Annotated in this window: 15 protein-coding genes; 9 read left to right on the top strand and 6 right to left on the bottom strand. The window is 57.1% G+C overall.

Features of this window, described 5'->3' with window-relative positions:
* Positions 1 to 80 precede the first annotated feature (80 nt).
* Positions 81 to 743, bottom strand: a complete 663-nt coding sequence (locus ACVLVH_RS04110) for a GntR family transcriptional regulator (protein WP_312463799.1) — start codon at positions 741 to 743, stop codon at positions 81 to 83.
* 168 nt (positions 744 to 911) lie between these two features.
* Here ACVLVH_RS04110 and ACVLVH_RS04105 point away from each other — a divergent pair, with 168 nt between their 5' ends.
* The 7 genes from ACVLVH_RS04105 to ACVLVH_RS04075 are packed head-to-tail and all read left to right on the top strand — an operon-like array spanning position 912 to position 8364.
* Positions 912 to 2402 carry an ABC transporter substrate-binding protein gene (locus ACVLVH_RS04105; protein WP_312463798.1) on the top strand — a complete coding sequence of 497 codons (1491 nt, stop codon included), beginning with the start codon at positions 912 to 914 and terminating at the stop codon, positions 2400 to 2402.
* Entirely contained in the window at positions 2399 to 3259 is an 861-nt protein-coding gene (locus ACVLVH_RS04100) for an ABC transporter permease (protein ID WP_312463797.1), read from the top strand. Before ACVLVH_RS04105 ends, ACVLVH_RS04100 begins: the two co-directional genes overlap by 4 nt.
* A gap of 1 nt (position 3260) precedes the next feature.
* On the top strand, positions 3261 to 4175 hold the full coding sequence (locus ACVLVH_RS04095) for an ABC transporter permease (protein ID WP_110866134.1): 915 nt from the start codon (positions 3261 to 3263) through the stop codon (positions 4173 to 4175).
* Complete coding sequence (locus ACVLVH_RS04090) at positions 4172 to 5575, top strand: M20 family metallopeptidase (protein ID WP_192233829.1); 1404 nt, start codon at positions 4172 to 4174, stop codon at positions 5573 to 5575. The genes ACVLVH_RS04095 and ACVLVH_RS04090 overlap by 4 nt, the downstream gene beginning before the upstream one ends.
* Positions 5575 to 6573, top strand: coding sequence for a 1-aminocyclopropane-1-carboxylate deaminase/D-cysteine desulfhydrase (locus tag ACVLVH_RS04085; RefSeq protein ID WP_312463791.1), 999 nt, complete (start codon positions 5575 to 5577; stop codon positions 6571 to 6573). The genes ACVLVH_RS04090 and ACVLVH_RS04085 overlap by 1 nt, the downstream gene beginning before the upstream one ends.
* Positions 6573 to 7556, top strand: coding sequence for an ornithine cyclodeaminase (locus tag ACVLVH_RS04080; protein WP_498948821.1), 984 nt, complete (start codon positions 6573 to 6575; stop codon positions 7554 to 7556). The genes ACVLVH_RS04085 and ACVLVH_RS04080 overlap by 1 nt, the downstream gene beginning before the upstream one ends.
* Positions 7546 to 8364, top strand: coding sequence for a sulfurtransferase (locus ACVLVH_RS04075; RefSeq protein WP_498948820.1), 819 nt, complete (start codon positions 7546 to 7548; stop codon positions 8362 to 8364). The genes ACVLVH_RS04080 and ACVLVH_RS04075 overlap by 11 nt, the downstream gene beginning before the upstream one ends.
* Here the strand turns inward: ACVLVH_RS04075 and ACVLVH_RS04070 are convergent.
* Complete coding sequence (locus tag ACVLVH_RS04070) at positions 8350 to 9957, bottom strand: dipeptide ABC transporter ATP-binding protein (RefSeq protein WP_498948818.1); 1608 nt, start codon at positions 9955 to 9957, stop codon at positions 8350 to 8352. The two genes, ACVLVH_RS04075 and ACVLVH_RS04070, sit on opposite strands and share 15 nt — an antisense overlap.
* A gap of 246 nt (positions 9958 to 10203) precedes the next feature.
* Between ACVLVH_RS04070 and ACVLVH_RS04065 the strand changes: the two genes are divergently transcribed.
* Positions 10204 to 10977, top strand: coding sequence for a type IV toxin-antitoxin system AbiEi family antitoxin domain-containing protein (locus ACVLVH_RS04065; RefSeq protein ID WP_312464837.1), 774 nt, complete (start codon positions 10204 to 10206; stop codon positions 10975 to 10977).
* 3 nt (positions 10978 to 10980) lie between these two features.
* Entirely contained in the window at positions 10981 to 11898 is a 918-nt protein-coding gene (locus ACVLVH_RS04060) for a nucleotidyl transferase AbiEii/AbiGii toxin family protein (protein WP_312464836.1), read from the top strand.
* A 197-nt stretch (positions 11899 to 12095) separates the two neighbouring features.
* Here the strand turns inward: ACVLVH_RS04060 and ACVLVH_RS04055 are convergent, their stop codons facing one another.
* The 4 genes from ACVLVH_RS04055 to ACVLVH_RS04040 form a co-directional block, all read right to left on the bottom strand.
* A complete protein-coding gene (locus ACVLVH_RS04055) occupies positions 12096 to 13070 on the bottom strand; it encodes a sugar-binding transcriptional regulator (RefSeq protein WP_008104043.1) in 975 nt (324 codons plus the stop codon).
* Between the two features lie 194 nt (positions 13071 to 13264).
* Positions 13265 to 14122: a phosphogluconate dehydrogenase C-terminal domain-containing protein gene (locus tag ACVLVH_RS04050; RefSeq protein ID WP_277974856.1), complete on the bottom strand. Its 858-nt coding sequence runs from the start codon at positions 14120 to 14122 to the stop codon at positions 13265 to 13267.
* Positions 14123 to 14126: 4 nt separating this feature from the next.
* Positions 14127 to 14936, bottom strand: coding sequence for a sugar phosphate isomerase/epimerase family protein (locus ACVLVH_RS04045; protein WP_210080639.1), 810 nt, complete (start codon positions 14934 to 14936; stop codon positions 14127 to 14129).
* Positions 14936 to 15709 (bottom strand): triose-phosphate isomerase family protein, encoded by a 774-nt coding sequence (locus ACVLVH_RS04040; protein ID WP_277974855.1) that lies wholly within the window; start codon positions 15707 to 15709, stop codon positions 14936 to 14938. The genes ACVLVH_RS04045 and ACVLVH_RS04040 overlap by 1 nt, the downstream gene beginning before the upstream one ends.
* Position 15710: the final 1 nt, after the last annotated feature.

Below are 15710 nucleotides of genomic sequence, written 5' to 3'. Positions count from 1 at the left end.
GGAAGGAAATGAAGGTTTTATGTCATTGCGGTGACCGCGCGGTTAATCAGATGCGCAATGAATTGCGCTCTTATGACTTTCTACTGATTAAAATAGTGCTGATGCAAAATCGCAGCACCATCATCAATCGCTTTCATCAATATCTTTTCACTGGTGACCGCATCGCCGGCCTGTAACGCTTCCAGCAGGTGATCATAGTTATGATGCCCATTCACCACCTCGGCCGGCTGCGGATAGAGATAGTTAAAGCACGGACCGATCTGCACCCAAAGCTGTTCGATCAGCGCCTTCAGCGTTGGCATTTGCGCATAGCCATAGAGCGTAAAACGGAACGCGCGATTGGCTTCTAATGCCGCCTCGGCATCACCGCTTTGTTTGGCTTGCATAAAGCGCGTGCAGAGTTTTTTCAGCTCGGAAATCTGTTTTTTTCCCAAAAATGGCGTCGCCGCCCTCACCGCTAATCCTTCAAGCTGCTTACGAATTAGCGTAATCTCATCAAAGCGCTGGCGTGTCATTTCCGGCACCAGAAACGCCGCAGCTGGCGTGGCATCCAGCGCTCCGGCAGAAACCAGTCGCAATAATGCTTCGCGTACCGGCGTGATGCTGGTGCCAAGCTGCGCCGCCAGATCGCGCGTTACCAGCCGTGCACCAGGTTTTAACTTGCCAACAATCAGCGCGCTGCGCAGTGACGATTCCACCTGCGCGGTCAAACTCATGCGCTGCGCTTTATCCATTTCGATCATACGTTGAGGGCCTTCTACTGAAATTCGCAAATGGTAAGTTATTTTTAATGTTTTATTGCCAACTTGCCAGATTATAGGATATATCATGTATTACAAATAAGCACAGTCTTGATTCTGGCAGTATCCACTCTTTTCACTACCTTGCCGTTGGCAATTTTGGGAAACGTTATGAGATTACCTGCAGTGAAGTTTGCCACCACCGCGTTGCTATTTGCTCTGATGCCAGCCGTACAGGCAGCGGAACTGACCATTGGCCAACCCACGTCTGCCACGGCGATGGATCCCGGCTTTCTCAAAGAATCTGCCACCTTAGTTGACAACCTCTTCGATACCTTAGTGCGCCGCGCCGATGACATGTCATTACAGCCGGGCTTAGCCACTGAGTGGAAAGCGATTAACGACACCACCTGGCAATTTACCCTGCGCCAGGGCGTGAAATTTACCGATGGCGAGCCGGTGAACGCCGAAGCGGTGAAGTTCTCCATCGATCGTATTTTAGACCCCGCCAATCACGCACCGACGATTTCCTATATCCGCACCATCAAATCAGTGGACGTGATCAACGACTATCAGGTGCAGATCCACACCAACGGCCCGGATCCTCTGCTGCCCACGCGCATGAGCCGCTACCCGGCTTACATTGTGCCGCCAGCGTACGTGAAGAAAGTCGGCGCCAGCGAGTTCGCACGCAAACCGGTAGGCAGCGGCGCTTACAAGCTGGATAGCTTTATCCCGGATGAAAAAGTGGTGATGGTCGCCAATGAAACTTACTGGCGCGGCAAACCGGCGATTGATCGCGTTACCTGGCGTCCGATTCCCGAAGCCACCGCACGCCTCACCGCGCTGCTGACCGGCGAAGTGCAGCTGATTGAAAGCGTGCCTGCTGATTTAGTGCCCGCGCTGAAAAATCGCCCCAATGTCGAACTGGAACAGGTGAAAGGCGGCGGACTGACGATTTATCTCGGCCTTAAAGATGATGAGAAACCGCTGAGTGATGTGCGCGTCCGTCAGGCGCTTTCGCTGGCGTTAAACCGTCAGGCTTATACCCAACAGCTGCTGCACGGCTTTGGCACGCCAACCGGTACCATGGCCGGAGCCAATGACTTTGGTTATCTGGCGGTTCCAGCCACCGCGCAGGATGTGGCGAAAGCCAAATCGCTGCTGGCTGAAGCCGGTTACGCCAACGGCTTTACCCTGCGCTTCCAGGCGCCGCGCCGCTATATTGCCAGCGCCGATGTAGCCCAAGCCATCGTGCAGGATTTAGCCGCCATTGGCGTGAAAGCCGAGCTGGAGGTACCGGAATGGTCGGTTTACACCCAGCAGGTCGCGTCCCAGAAACAGGCTCCGATGTATATGCTGGCGTGGGGATCCACGCAGACGCTGGATGCCGATGCCGCGCTGTTCCCGATTCTGCGCAGCGGCGAGCCCTATTCCACCGTGCATGATGCAGAGCTGGATAAGCTGCTCGATCAAAGCCGCCAGATTGTCGATCCCGTTGCGCGCAAAAAAGTGTTAGAGCAGATTCAGCAACGCGTCGCGGAACAACAGCCGCTGCTGCCGCTGTACCGTGAAGATACCTTGTATGCGCACAGCACGTCGCTCAACTTCAAAGGCCGCGTCGATGCTCGCATCCCGCTGTTTGATCTGAGGCTGAAATGATTTCACCGGGCACCGTGCTGCAGCGCCGTCCGCGCCGCCTGATTTACGGCGATGCGGTGATCGGCAGCCTTTTGCTGATCGTGGTGATTGCCGCGTCGCTGCTCTCTCCGTGGCTGCCGTTGCCCGATGCCTTAAGTAACAATCTCAATGAGATGTTCCTGCCGCCGGGTTCGCCCGGTGCGCAAGCCACGCATTGGCTCGGCACCGATCAACTGGGCCGCGATCTGCTGGCGCGCATTCTCTCCGGGACGCGCTTGTCGCTACTGGTGGTGTTGGTCGCGGCGGCGATTGGCGCGGTGATTGGCGTCGCGCTCGGTATGATCGCCGGTTACGCCGGCGGTTGGGTTGATGCGCTGATCATGCGACTGATCGACATCCAGCTGGCGGTACCCTTTATTCTGTTGATTCTGCTGGTGATTGCGCTGATGGGCGCGTCACTGACCAACATCATTGTGATTATGGGCTGCACCAGCTGGGCGATTTATGCCCGTGTGGCGCGCGCCAAAACCTTAGAGATTCGGGAACTGGAATATATTCAGGCGGTGCGCGCCATGGGCTTTTCGCCGCTGCGCATACTGCTACGGCATATCCTGCCCAATCTGCTGACGCCGCTGGTGGTGTTGCTAACGCTGGATATCCCACGCCTGATCGTGCTCGAAGCCTCAGTGGGTTTTCTCGGTATGGGCATTCAGCCACCCACGCCAACGCTGGGCAACCTGATTGGCGAAGGTCGCTCTTACATGCTGCTGTCGCAATGGCTGGTGCTCTATCCCGGTTTGGTGATTGCAGCGCTGGTGATTGGCTGCAACCTGCTCGGCGATGCGCTGCTACGTCGCACGCATACAAGGCTGGATTAAGATGCTGAACATTCTGCTCAATCGCCTTGGCCAATCGGTATTAGTGCTGCTCGGCGTGTCGCTGCTGATTTTCTTTAGCCTGCACATGACGGGCGATCCGGCGGCACTGATGATGCCGCCCGGCTCCAGCCAGCAGGAGATCGATACTTTTCGTCATAGCATGGGCTTTGATCGTCCGCTGCTGTGGCAATACAGCCACTATCTTGGCGGCGTACTGCACGGGGATTTTGGTGAATCGCTGCGCTACAGCCAGCCGGTATTAGCGTTGATTGCCGAACGTCTGCCGGCGACGGCGCTGCTGGCGGTGAGTGCGCTGGCATGGAGTTCGCTGCTCGGTCTGCTGCTCGGCATTATCAGCGCCCTGCGGCCGCACAGCCTGTGGGATTTGTTATGCCGTCTGCTGGCCTTCTCCGGCCAGGCGATTCCGGTGTTCTGGCTCGGGCTGCTGCTGATTCTGCTGTTCAGCCTGAAGTTACAGTGGCTGCCCTCCAGCGGTTACGGCACTTTCGCCGCGCTGGTAATGCCGGCGCTCAGTCTGGGTGCGTTTTACATGAGCGCCGTGGCACGCCTGACGCGCGCCAGCCTGCTGGATGTGCTGCAACAGGATTATATCCGCACCGCGCGCGCCAAAGGGCTCAGCGCCTGGCGCATCGTGGTACGCCACGGTTTGCGTAACGCACTGATACCGGTGATCACCGTACAGGGCATGTATTTCGCCTCGCTGCTCGGCGGCGCACTGGTAACCGAGATTATTTTTGCCTGGCCCGGCATTGGTCGTCTGGCGATTCAGGCGATTCAAAACCGCGATTTCCCGCTGGTGCAGGCGATTGTGTTGCTCGCCGCCGTGGTGTTTGTAGCGATCAATTTGTTGATCGACCTGCTCTATCTGGTGCTGAACCCGAGGATTCGTTTATGAGTCGCCTTGACGCCACGCTTGAACTGCTGAGTGAACTGACGCGCTGGCCAAGCGTGGCCGGTCAGTTATCCTCGCAGCGCGGGTTGGCTGCCTGGCTGGAACAGTGGATGGTGGCGCAGCTGAATGCCGCGATCGTCTATCCGGTGGCGTCTCAAACCGATGATGTCCCGCCGCTGGTCCATGTACGCATCGATAACGGCAGCAGCAAAACCGTGGTGCTGTACAACATGTATGACGTAATGCCTGCGGATGATGCCGGCTGGGATGTGCCGCCGTTTGTCGGTGGCGTGTGTCACTGGGACGATCTCGGCGCGGTATTTGTCGGACGCGGTGCAGAGAACAATAAAGGCCCGGTCGCCGCCCTGCTGATTCTGCTACGCGAACTGCAGCAGAGCCAGCAGCTCGATTTTAATATCGAAATCCTGCTTGAAGGTGAAGAGGAAGTGGGCAGCGGCGCGCTGCGGCGTTATCTGGCGCAACAGCCTTGCCCGATTGCTCCCGCTGAAGCGGTGCTGTTTCCGTCACTGTGTGAATACGGTGGCGGCGCACCGCGCGTCTATCTCGGCTTTACCGGACTGGCCAGCGGACGCCTCAGCGTCACCGGCGGCGCATGGGGCGGACCGTCCTCCGCGATTCATGCCAGCAATGCCGGTTGGATCGCCAATCCGGCGTGGCGCTTAGTACAGGCATTAGATGCCATCGCGCCAGCAGAACACAGCGGCGTATTGGCGTGTCACGCCACGGACGATGAGGCGAATCAATTATTGGCGACCTTAGCCGCCGAATTCAGCATCGATGACGAACTGCAGTTCCGTCGCAGTCAGCGCCTGATGATCGCAGGCGACACGCTGAGCTGCCTGCAAACGCTGCTCGGCAGCGCGGTTTTAACGCTGGCGGAATTGCACAGCGATCCGCCGGGCGGACGCGGCGTCATCCCGTTCCGTGCCAGCGCGGAACTGGCGTTTCGCATCCCGCCGGGTTTCGATCAGGACGCGATGATTGCCGACGTGCAGCAGCGGCTGGCACAAGCCGATTTAGCCGGCAGCGAGCTGCACCTGTTTGATCGTTATCCCGGCGTGCGCTTTAGCCGCAGCGCCAGCGGCGTCGATGCCCTAATCGCCAGCTATCAAACGCTGGGCGCGGCACCGCAAATCTGGCCGTGGGCGCCGGGCTGTGCGCCCGCCTACGCTTTCGCGGCCGTCGCGCCCGCTTTCCTGATTGGCGGATTAGGCCACGGCGGCAACGCGCACGCCGTCAATGAGTTTGTCACGCTGGCGGGACTCGAACGCTTCCAGCAATCCATGAGCTTATGGCTCAACGCATTCAATGATTCGGCCATTGGCCGGGTCGCGCCTCACCAGGGAAACACCGCAGTACACAAAAATAAAGGTAGTAAATAATGAAATCAGTAGAAGAGTTTGAACGCGTTCCGCTCGGCTTCTTCCCCACTCCTCACGAGCCGCTGCCGCGGCTCAGTGAGGCACTTGGGATTACGCTGACGATCAAACGTGATGACTACAGTGGCTTCGGCGGCGGCGGCAACAAAGTCCGCAAGCTGGAGTATCTGATGGCGGAGGCCTGCAAAACAGGCGTGAATGTGGTGATCACCACCGGCGGGCATCAGTCGAACCACGCCCGCATGGTGGCTGCCGCCGCACGCAAGTTTGGTATGCGTCCGGTGCTGGTGTTGCGAGGCAATCCGCCCGCAAGCTGGCAGGGTAATCTGCTGCTGGATAAGCTGTTCGGGGCCGAGGTGCAGTTCCTCGATCCCGACGGCTATTTCAGCCAGATTGAAGGTGCGATGCAGGCGCACGCGGATGCGGCTCTCGCGCAAGGTGAAACCCCCATGATTATTCCGCTGGGTGGCGCAACGCCACTCGGCGCATTGGGTTATGTACGCGCAGTGGAAGAGTTAGCGGCGCAGCTGGCACCCAGCCAGATGCCCGCACCCGATTTCATCGTCGCGCCCACCGGTTCCGGCGGCACGCTGGCGGGATTGCATGTGGGCACGCGTCGCTATTGGCCCAATACTAAGGTGATTGGCGTGAGCGTCAGCGCCAAAGCCGACTGGTTCCAGCCACGCATTGCCGGCATGGCGCAGGATTGTGCCGATCTGCTGCAATGGCCGCAGCAGTGGCAGCCGGATGATATCTGGATTGAAGATGGTTATGTCGGTCAGGCGTACGGCGTGCCATCGGACGGCGGCATTGCCGCCATCTATCAACTCGCCCAACTGGAAGGCGTGCTGCTGGATCCGGTCTACACCGGCAAAGCGATGCACGGCCTGTTCTCGCTGGTCGAGCAAGGGCGCATTCCGCAGGGATCGCGCGTCACCTTCGTGCATTGTGGCGGTTCTCCGGCGCTTTATCCCTTCGCCGATCGCCTGCTGGAGCAGTAATGGAAGCCTTGTTGCGTGTACTGGATGAAGCCACCGTCGCGCAATTAGGCGGCGGGGATGTCGCTTTGGCGCTGGAAGACGTCAAAGCGGTGATTCAGCTGATGCGTCTTGGCGAAGCGCAGATGCCCGCCGAAAATCACATCGATCTCGGTACGCCGCTCGGTAAAGCGTATGCCTTACCGGCGCGCGTCGGCGGTAGCTACAATGCCGCAGGCGTGAAGTGGACGGCACATCGTCCACAGCGACCGGATGCGTTGCCCGCCGCCCTAGCCTTGACCCTGATTAACGATGCGCAGAGCGGCATTCCGCGCGGCTTGCTGGCCAGCGGGGCACTCACCGCGGCGCGCACTGCGGCGGTGAGCGCACTGGCGTTACAGCTGGCCGCACCGCGTCCGGTAAAACGCGTGCTGCTGCTCGGCGCCGGTTTACATGCTCAGGCGCATCTACGCATGCTGCAGCAGCTGTTTCCGCAGCTGGAACAGATTGGCGTGTGGAATCGTTCTCCTTTTAAACTCAGTGCGTTGCGCGAAGTGCAAATCGAAACCGATCTGCAGCTCGCTCTGGCGCAGCCTTATGACGCCGTGCTGACCTGTACCAGCGCCGACCAGCCGATTGTCGACGTCGCAGCGGTACGTCCCGGCAGGATCATTGTGCAGGTCGGTTATCACGAAGTGAGTTTTGCCGCCATCAAAGCCAGCAGCAAGGTGGTGGTGGATGCGTGGGGCGATTTTGCCCAGCGCAGCGCCAAAAGCCTGTTCCAGATGTTCCGCGCCGGGGAGTTTGCTGAGCAGGATGTGGCGGCTGATCTCGCCGCGCTACTGCTGGATCACTGGCGTCCACAGCACGATGACAGTGTCTATTTCTCCTCATTTGGCCTCAACGTGTTTGATATCGCCCTCGCCGCCCGCGTGTTGCAGGCCGCCGAGCACGACGAGCTCGGTTCGTTGCAGTCGCTGTTTTCAGGAGTCCTGCATGATCATTGATGTGCTTTCACTGCATCAGCGCCAGGCGCACGGCGAAGCGTTTCTGCTGATCGATGTCCGCGAATTTGCCGACTGGCAACGCGCCACCTTGCCTGGCGCGCAGCATTGTAACGTCTACGACTATTTTATTGAGGATTGCAGCGAGACAGGTTTAGCGGTGATGGCAGCCGAAGCCACCACCGCGCTGCAGCCGATGTTTACCGCGTATCCCAACGCCACGCCGGTGTTTTTTGAGCAGCAGGTTGGCATGCGTTCAGCGCGCGGCGCCTGGTTCGCATGGCTGCTCAAGCGTGATGATGCGCTGATTCTGGATGGCGGCGTCGATGCGTGGATTGCGGCAGGCTATGAACTCACGCCGGGATTGGGATTAAGCCGTACCGTGGCGCATCCACCTGCAGCCAACGCACCCGCGTGGAATCGCGAGCTGGTGTGCAGCCGTGAACAGGTACTAGCAGCGGATGGCATGGCGGTGATCAACGTGGATGCCCGTCGCCCCAGCGAGTTTGACGGCAGCTTTGCGCATGCCTGCTGCCAGCGCGCGGGACGGATTCCACATTCTCAGCTGCTGTTCTGGGAAGATGTCATCGCCAACGGCCATTTCTTATCAGCGCAGCAGATTGCCGCACGCGCCGCGGCGGCAGGACTGAGTAAAAACGCGAAGTTGCAGGTTTATTGCCATCGTGGTGCCCGCGCCGCCACGGTGTTGGCGGCGTTGAAACTGGCGGGCTATCCCCATGTTTCGGTGTACGTCGGTTCTTGGCACGAATGGGCTGAACATCACGAACTGCCGCTGTTACACGGCAGTTGATCGCAGCGCCAGCGCCTGCTGCACGTCGGGCGCAGCGGCGAGCAGCTGGCGGGTGTAATTGTCCTGTGGATGGTTAATCACGCTGGCGGTTGCGCCGGACTCCACAATCCTGCCGTGATACATCACCACCACGCGGTCGCACAACTGACGCACCGCGCCGAGATCGTGGCTGATAAACAGCACCGATAATCCCAGCTTGTGGCGCAGCGTATTAAACAGCGCCAGAATCTGCCCGCGCACCGATAAATCCAGCGCCGCTACCGCTTCATCCGCCACCAGCAGCTTCGGCTCCATCGCCAGCGCGCGCGCAATGGCAATACGCTGACGCTGGCCACCCGAGAACGCGCCCGGCAGACGGGTGGCATGTTCGGCCTTCAATCCCACCAACGCCAGCAGCTCTTTGACCCGCGCATCCACCGCCGCGCCTTTGCGCAGTTGCCAGACGCGCAGCGGTTCGGCGATCTGCTCACCAACCGGGATTTTCGGATTCAGGCTGGCATAAGGATCCTGGAAAATAATCTGCGTGTGGCGACGTAAGCTATGCAGTTGACGGCCCTGCAAATGCTGACCCTGAAAATGCACTTCGCCGCCATCCGCCGTAATCAGGCCAATCGCCGCACTGCCCAATGTGGTTTTACCGGAGCCGGATTCGCCAATCAGTCCGACAATTTCGCCCTGCGCAATCGACAGATTCGCCGGATGCAACACGGTTTGCCGTTTGGCCGGCCACAGCGGCATGCGGCGCGGCAGCGGATAGCTTTTACTGATGTCGCGCAGCACCAGCAGCGGCGGCTGTGCAACCGGCGCAGTCGCCTCGGGGATTTGCGCTGCCGAAGCAGCAATCAATTTGCGCGTGTAAGGATGCGTTGGCGCGCCGAGCGTACTCAGCACCGCACCCTGTTCAACCAGCTGCCCTTGCTGCATCACGCAGACGCGGTCGGCGTAGCGCGCCACTACCGAGAGATCGTGGGTGATCAACAAGATCCCCATGCCCATCTCCTGCTGCAACTCCTGCAACAGTGCCAGAATCTGCGCCTGAATAGTAACGTCCAGCGCGGTGGTCGGCTCATCGGCAATCAATAACTCCGGTTGACCGCTGATGGCGCTGGCGATCATCACCCGTTGCCGCATGCCACCCGACAGCTGATGAATATACTGCCGCGCGCGCTGCGCTGGATTGACGATGCCGACGCGATCCAGCAGCGCTATCGCTTCCTGCTGCGCCTGTTTCCAGCCAAACTGACGATGCCGCACCAGCACTTCGGCAATCTGTTCACCAATACGCAGCGTGGGATTCATGCTGGTCATCGGCTCCTGAAACACCGTGGCGATGCGGCAACCACGCAATTGCTGGGTTGTGCGCGCATCCAGCGGCTCGCCATTGAACACCACGCGGCCGCCACTCTGCTGCACGCCCGCCGGCAACAAACTCATCAGCGCCAGCGAGGTCAAGGTTTTGCCAGATCCCGATTCGCCAACTAACGCCAGGATTTCCTTGCGATCGAGATGAAAAGAGATGTTATCCACCAGCAAGCGCTGATCGTGAGTGTGCAGCGAGAGATTTTCAACCGAGAGCAAGCGCGCGTTAGTCATCAGGCAGGGATTCTCAACAAGGAAAAATACAGGATATATCCTGAACATAGCACGAACAAGACCGTTAAGTTATGGCACTGCGCGTGGCGGCATAAGGCTGTACGCCAGGTTTAAAATACGCCGTATTAACGGCGATGATCGCCGTTGAATCGTAAAATGATAAACTTTTTTGTATCATTGGTTTATATTATTTCATATCGACGGCAATAATCGCCGCCAGTTACATGATTCGCAAACGGGTGGCTTATGCTGAATGCTGAAAGTAGAAAGCGGCTGAGAAGCTTGATTCCTGCTGGCTTAATCGCGACGAAAACATGGCTGCAGGAGAACGATTTAAACCCGCACTTCATTGATAATGCAGTGAAGAGCGGCACGTTGATATCGCTTAAACCCGGTGTTTATATGCGTGAACCTGCACCTCTACTATGGAAAGGCGTGGTGACTTCGTTGCAAAGAATGCAGGAACATCCGGTTCATGTCGGCGGATTAACCGCTCTGGAGTTAGACGGTTTGGCGCACTATCAGTCGCGTGGCAAGTTAGCCAGTGTTCAGCTCTACTCGGCGGCGCCGATGCCGACCTGGTTAAACAAACTCGACATCAATACGCATTTTGATTACCACAGTACACGTAAAATCTGGCCAGAATCACTCATGCATGAGAAGAAATTCCTCCGCGAAGAGGTGTGGCATGACTCTTTGCCAGCCTTGCACTATTCCGGACCCGAAAAAGCCATGCTGGAAGTGTTAAACGACGTACCCAAAACGATCAGCTTTGAACATGCCGATCAACTTATGCAAGGACTCTCAACGCTGTCACCGCGTAAAATAGACGCACTTTTGCGAGCCTGCTCCAGTATTAAAGCAAAGCGATTATTTATGTGGCTGGCGGAAAGACATAATCATGCTTGGCTTAAACACCTGCATCCGGAGGCATATGATTTTGGCAGCGGAAAACGTGAACTTGCCAAAGCTGGCCGACTTGATAATAAGTGGAACATTACAGTGCCAAAGGAGATGTGATCGATGGACAGAACGAGTATCTATTATCGGCAGGTACAACTGCTGCTGCAAATTCTGCCATTGGTCTCTCTGCATAACTGCTTCGCCTTAAAAGGTGGAACAGCCATCAATCTTTTCATCCGGGAATTACCTCGTTTATCTGTGGATATCGATCTCGTGTTTTTACCAGCATTAGATCGCATCGCAGCATTAGCCGCGATAAAAAGGGCACTTGATGAAATTGCTGAAGAAATAAGCACCAAGCTGGTCGGCAGCAACGTTATTCGTTCTTATGAAGATAAAAATGATGCATTGCGACTGATCGTGAATCATGCAGGCGTGCAAATTAAAATTGAGTTATCGCCGGTGTTACGGGGAACCGTATATGAATCCAGAATAATGCAGGTCTGTGAATTGGTTGAAGATGAGTTTGGTTTTAGTGAAACCAACGTCGTTTCATTCGCCGACCTGTATGCAGGAAAGATTTGTGCAGCACTTGATCGTCAGCATCCCAGAGACTTGTTCGATGTCAAATTCCTGCTCGAAAATGAAGGCTTAACGGAGGCGCTCCGCAAAGCATTACTGGTTTATTTGATCAGTCACCCTCGCCCGCTTTCTGAACTGCTGCAACCACAGTTAAAAGACATTTCAGGCATCTATGATGGCGAATTTCGTAACATGGCGGAGATAGATGTGCCTCTGCAGGAACTTGAAGCAGCCAGACGTCATTTAATTGAAACGATTAATGCTGCAATTACAGATAAAGAGCGTAAGTTTCTCCTCTCTTTCAAAAATGGCCAACCCGATTGGTCGCTTCTTGAGTTATCGAATATCGATCAACTTCCTGCCGTTCGCTGGAAACTGCAAAATTTAGCGAATATGCCAAAATCCAAACATGTGGCGGCAGTTAATAAATTGAAGAGCGTTTTGAAAATTATTTAGCATTAGGCTTCATGCGCGGTAGTAAGATACGCTAACACCGCGCCGCTGCATTCATCCTTACGACTGACCATCATTAAATTCGCGGTTAATCTAAGTCATACGCCAGCGCAGACGTCGGTTCTGGATGATAGTCAGGCATATAGCCGACATCGAGCAGACCGTTGTTAATCGCCTCATAACAATGGTTGGCCGTTTAACTAAACCTTCTCCTGCGACAAACTCAGAATGGTGCGGATGTTCTGCGCGGTGGTGGCGATAATATCAATCGCGCCAGTGCGCAGTGCGCCGAGGATCGCCATCGCTTTGGTATTTTCCGCGGCAATGGCGATCACGCAGGGAATCTTGCGGAGTTCATCAATGCTCAGCCCAATGACGCGATCGTTCATCACGGTATCCACGTGCTGGCCCTGCGAATTAAAGAAGTCGTAGCCGGCGACATCGCCCGTCACGCCCTGATTAACGCTGGCGTCAATGATTTCGTGCGGCGTGAACCAGCCGAGTTTCACCATGTAGCTGTTTTCATTCATGTCGCCGATGCCCACCAGCGCCACATCCGCTTTGCGCGCGCGGTCCAGCGTCTCTTTGATGGTGCCGTTTTGCATAAACGCATCGCGCAACGCGCGGTTCTCAACATAAGCGGGCGCGTAAAGCGTTTCGCTGATGCCGCCGAACTTCTTCGCCAGACGACGGCTGATATGGTCGGCGTTAATGGCATCACCGGGACGATGCGTGCCGCCAATACCGCTGATAAACAGACAATTACGCGTCGGCACCTGGCCGGGATAATCGGCGACAGCGGCCACGTTGCGTCCTTGCCCAACGGCAACAATGGCGTCGTCTTTCAGCGACTGCGCTAAATGTGACGACACCAGCGCGGCGACCTGACGTCGCTGCTCTTCCTGATCGGGCTGATCGAGCGCTATCAGCGCACGTTGCAGTTGTGGGAAGCGATTTTGCAGCTGTTGTTCGAGGCGGGTGCTGAAGACGGGATGGTAGCGCACGTTGATTTCGACGATGCCCTCTTCGCGTGCGCGTTTGAGCAGCCGGCCGACTTTAATGCGGGAAATACCAAACTTACGCGCAATCTCCTCCTGGGTGATTTCGTCCTGATAATAGGCGACAGCTATTTCCGTCAGCAGCTCGGAGTCCTGAGAAAGCGTGTTTTTTTCCATCCGTAACCTGTCTTTTTGGGCGTTATATGAAGATGTTGCGACCACGCCATGTAGGGTGCGAATTGATGCGCACCAGGTCAACATAAATGGCGACCCTACAAAATGGGGCGAGATCTGACTTTGGCAGGGAGTTATATCATTGATACGACTCGCTTCGCCAGACCACAGCGCCGCGAGTCGATCGAGCGTCACGCTTAGCGCTTGATGGCGTCGATTTTCAGCATACGGGCAATCACGATATCCAGCTCTTTCTGATCGAAGATCTGTTTCCAGTCAGGTTTCACAATCTTCTCACGACCGTACTCCATGGCGATCATGCAGGCATCCGAGAACGGGTTGGTCGCGCGGAACGCCACGGCGAGCGCGATCTGAATATGGCCGTACAACATCGCTTTAGCCGCTTCTTCCGGCACGCCGCTGTGCTTCACGGTTTCATCCAGCGCCTCTTTCATAAACGCACCCACCATGCAGGCTACGGTTTCCACCAGCGTCGGTTCCAGATACGCCAGCTGCGTCACGGTGACCCAATGCACCTGCTCCACCGGGCCGTACATCACGCTGATCACCTTGCTCAGCTCGGCTTTCTGCTCATCAGAACCAGTTTCATAGGAAGCCGCCACGTGCTGAATCGCCGCGATACCACCGAAGGCATCGGCATGTTCTTCTTTGGTGTAACGCTCAAGGAATACCGACGGATGGCAAGGATGCGCCACCGCGTATTCAATACCATCACGATGGGCGATCAGATTGGCGTAGGCCGCCGCCGGATCCAGCGTCAGCAGAATCGCGCCCGGTTTCATCTGTGGCACCACGCCTTCAGACACTTTGCCCAGCACGATATCCGGCACCGCCAGAATCACCACGTCGCTCAATGGCACCACGAAGGCGGCATCAGAAAGTTCGCGCCCCTGCGCGCTCACCTGCTCTTGCGCCTTGGGTGAGTTCTCACAGTAAAACACCTGGTAATCGCTTTTCTGGAAGTTGGCAGAAATACGCATACCCATTTTGCCGCCCGCGCCAATCACGGTGATAGTTTTCAGTTGCACGCTCATGTTGTTACTCCTGATCTTGTTTACTACGTAAGAATTCAACGGTGCGGCGAGTCCATTCGGCTTCTCGCTCGCAGGTTACAGCGGCATCGTCTTGCCACGGCAACCAATGTTCGACGATTTGGTTAATGCCTTTATCCGCCGGGCGCACGCTGGCGATCATCCGGTCGTAATCCAGCAAGCCTTCGCCCATCGGGCAGCCGGCGAAGGTAAAGCCGATCCAGCCATCACGGCGCGTGAAGGCAAAGTCTTTGATGTGCAGATTGCCGACGCGCGCGGCGGTGTTGGCAATCACCTGCTCTGGCAGTTCGAGGCCGGCGACACAGTTGGCGGGATCGAGACACACGCCGAGCCACGGCGACAGGAACTTGTTGATCACTGACATCATCGCGCCGCTGTTCACCTGCTCGTATGTCTCCAGACAGAGACGCACCTGCTGGCGGGCAAAATCCGGCAACACCGCGCCAATCAGCTCGGCGGCTTCGTCGAGCGTGGGACGGTGATCGGCGGTGTAGAACATCGAGCGTATGACGCGCGCATCAAGGATCTCCGCCATGTGCAGATAACGACGCAGATGCGCAGTGCCGAGGCCGCGCGTGCCGAGTTCCAGCGTGATGCCGAGCGCATCAGCCTGCTGACGCAGCGTCAGCAGTTGTGCGTCAGTCCAGCTTTCAATCGCCGGATAATCGCAGATTTGAAACACCGACACATCCAGTTCGGCGGTCTGTTGCAGCATCTGCTCCAGCGTCAGCGGATGAGGGACTTTCGATGACATGCGCCAGAAAAAGGCGTAGGTACTGAGTCCGATACGGCTCATTAACAGCGCTCCTGAGCCAGCTCACTGGCTTCATCAATAATTTTTGCCAGCGCTTTGGGATCGTGGGCAAAGCGACCCAGAAACAGGCCATTTACGTCCGCGCCAAGGCGCTGAATCAGTCCCGGACCGGCACTGCCGCCGTAAATGATTTTCAGGGTGATGCCGGGCGGCGTGGCGAGCTGCTGCAATCCGGCGCACACGGCGCGGATGTAGCTGTCCGGTGCCGGTTGCGGCGCACCAATCGCCCACTGCGGTTCGTAGGCAAAGAACACCTCGCCCTTTAAGCCCTGCTGCGCTGACTCAGCCAGCGCTTCGGCCAGCTGCTGTTGGCACAGCGCGATTGCCTGCTGCGGTTCTGCCTGCACTTCTTCACCGATGCACAGCACCGGCGTGATGCCGTGACGCAGCGACATCGCCACTTTGGCGGCAATTTGCACTTTGTCTTCATGGAAATGACGACGGCGCTCGGCGTGACCAATTTCGGCCAGCGAGCAGCCTAACTCCTGCAACATACTGGCGCTGACTTCGCCGGTCCAGGCTCCGTTCTCGGCCTGGCAAACATCCTGAGCGCCCAAGCGCACCGGCGTGTCAGCGAAGATGGCTGCAACCGCCGGAATCGCCGGATAAGCCGGCAACACAAACAAGCCCACGTCGCCGTTTTTCACCGCAGCATGGTCGGCTAATGCCGCTACATCACGACACCATTGCAAGGTTTGCTGATAGCCGAAGTACATTTTTAAACTGACGCCGAGCCAGATTTTTGGCTGAGACATG

The sequence above is a fragment of the Kluyvera sp. 1366 genome (genome assembly GCF_054823405.1).
The sequence above is the reverse complement of the archived record's forward strand: the minus strand, read 5'-3'. Positions and strand labels throughout refer to the sequence as shown.

What these genes read in the sequence shown, in the direction of transcription:
- ACVLVH_RS04095 (WP_110866134.1), top strand. Translation starts at nt 3,261, where the DNA reads ATGCTGAACATTCTGCTCAATCGCCTTGGCCAATCGGTATTAGTGCTG.
- ACVLVH_RS04100 (WP_312463797.1), top strand. Translation starts at nt 2,399, where the DNA reads ATGATTTCACCGGGCACCGTGCTGCAGCGCCGTCCGCGCCGCCTGATT.
- ACVLVH_RS04105 (WP_312463798.1), top strand. Translation starts at nt 912, where the DNA reads ATGAGATTACCTGCAGTGAAGTTTGCCACCACCGCGTTGCTATTTGCT.
- ACVLVH_RS04090 (WP_192233829.1), top strand. Translation starts at nt 4,172, where the DNA reads ATGAGTCGCCTTGACGCCACGCTTGAACTGCTGAGTGAACTGACGCGC.
- ACVLVH_RS04045 (WP_210080639.1), bottom strand. Translation starts at nt 14,936, where the DNA reads ATGAGCCGTATCGGACTCAGTACCTACGCCTTTTTCTGGCGCATGTCA.
- ACVLVH_RS04080 (WP_498948821.1), top strand. Translation starts at nt 6,573, where the DNA reads ATGGAAGCCTTGTTGCGTGTACTGGATGAAGCCACCGTCGCGCAATTA.
- ACVLVH_RS04065 (WP_312464837.1), top strand. Translation starts at nt 10,204, where the DNA reads ATGCTGAATGCTGAAAGTAGAAAGCGGCTGAGAAGCTTGATTCCTGCT.
- ACVLVH_RS04110 (WP_312463799.1), bottom strand. Translation starts at nt 743, where the DNA reads ATGATCGAAATGGATAAAGCGCAGCGCATGAGTTTGACCGCGCAGGTG.
- ACVLVH_RS04085 (WP_312463791.1), top strand. Translation starts at nt 5,575, where the DNA reads ATGAAATCAGTAGAAGAGTTTGAACGCGTTCCGCTCGGCTTCTTCCCC.
- ACVLVH_RS04070 (WP_498948818.1), bottom strand. Translation starts at nt 9,957, where the DNA reads ATGACTAACGCGCGCTTGCTCTCGGTTGAAAATCTCTCGCTGCACACT.
- ACVLVH_RS04075 (WP_498948820.1), top strand. Translation starts at nt 7,546, where the DNA reads ATGATCATTGATGTGCTTTCACTGCATCAGCGCCAGGCGCACGGCGAA.
- ACVLVH_RS04040 (WP_277974855.1), bottom strand. Translation starts at nt 15,709, where the DNA reads ATGTCTCAGCCAAAAATCTGGCTCGGCGTCAGTTTAAAAATGTACTTC.
- ACVLVH_RS04050 (WP_277974856.1), bottom strand. Translation starts at nt 14,122, where the DNA reads ATGAGCGTGCAACTGAAAACTATCACCGTGATTGGCGCGGGCGGCAAA.
- ACVLVH_RS04055 (WP_008104043.1), bottom strand. Translation starts at nt 13,070, where the DNA reads ATGGAAAAAAACACGCTTTCTCAGGACTCCGAGCTGCTGACGGAAATA.
- ACVLVH_RS04060 (WP_312464836.1), top strand. Translation starts at nt 10,981, where the DNA reads ATGGACAGAACGAGTATCTATTATCGGCAGGTACAACTGCTGCTGCAA.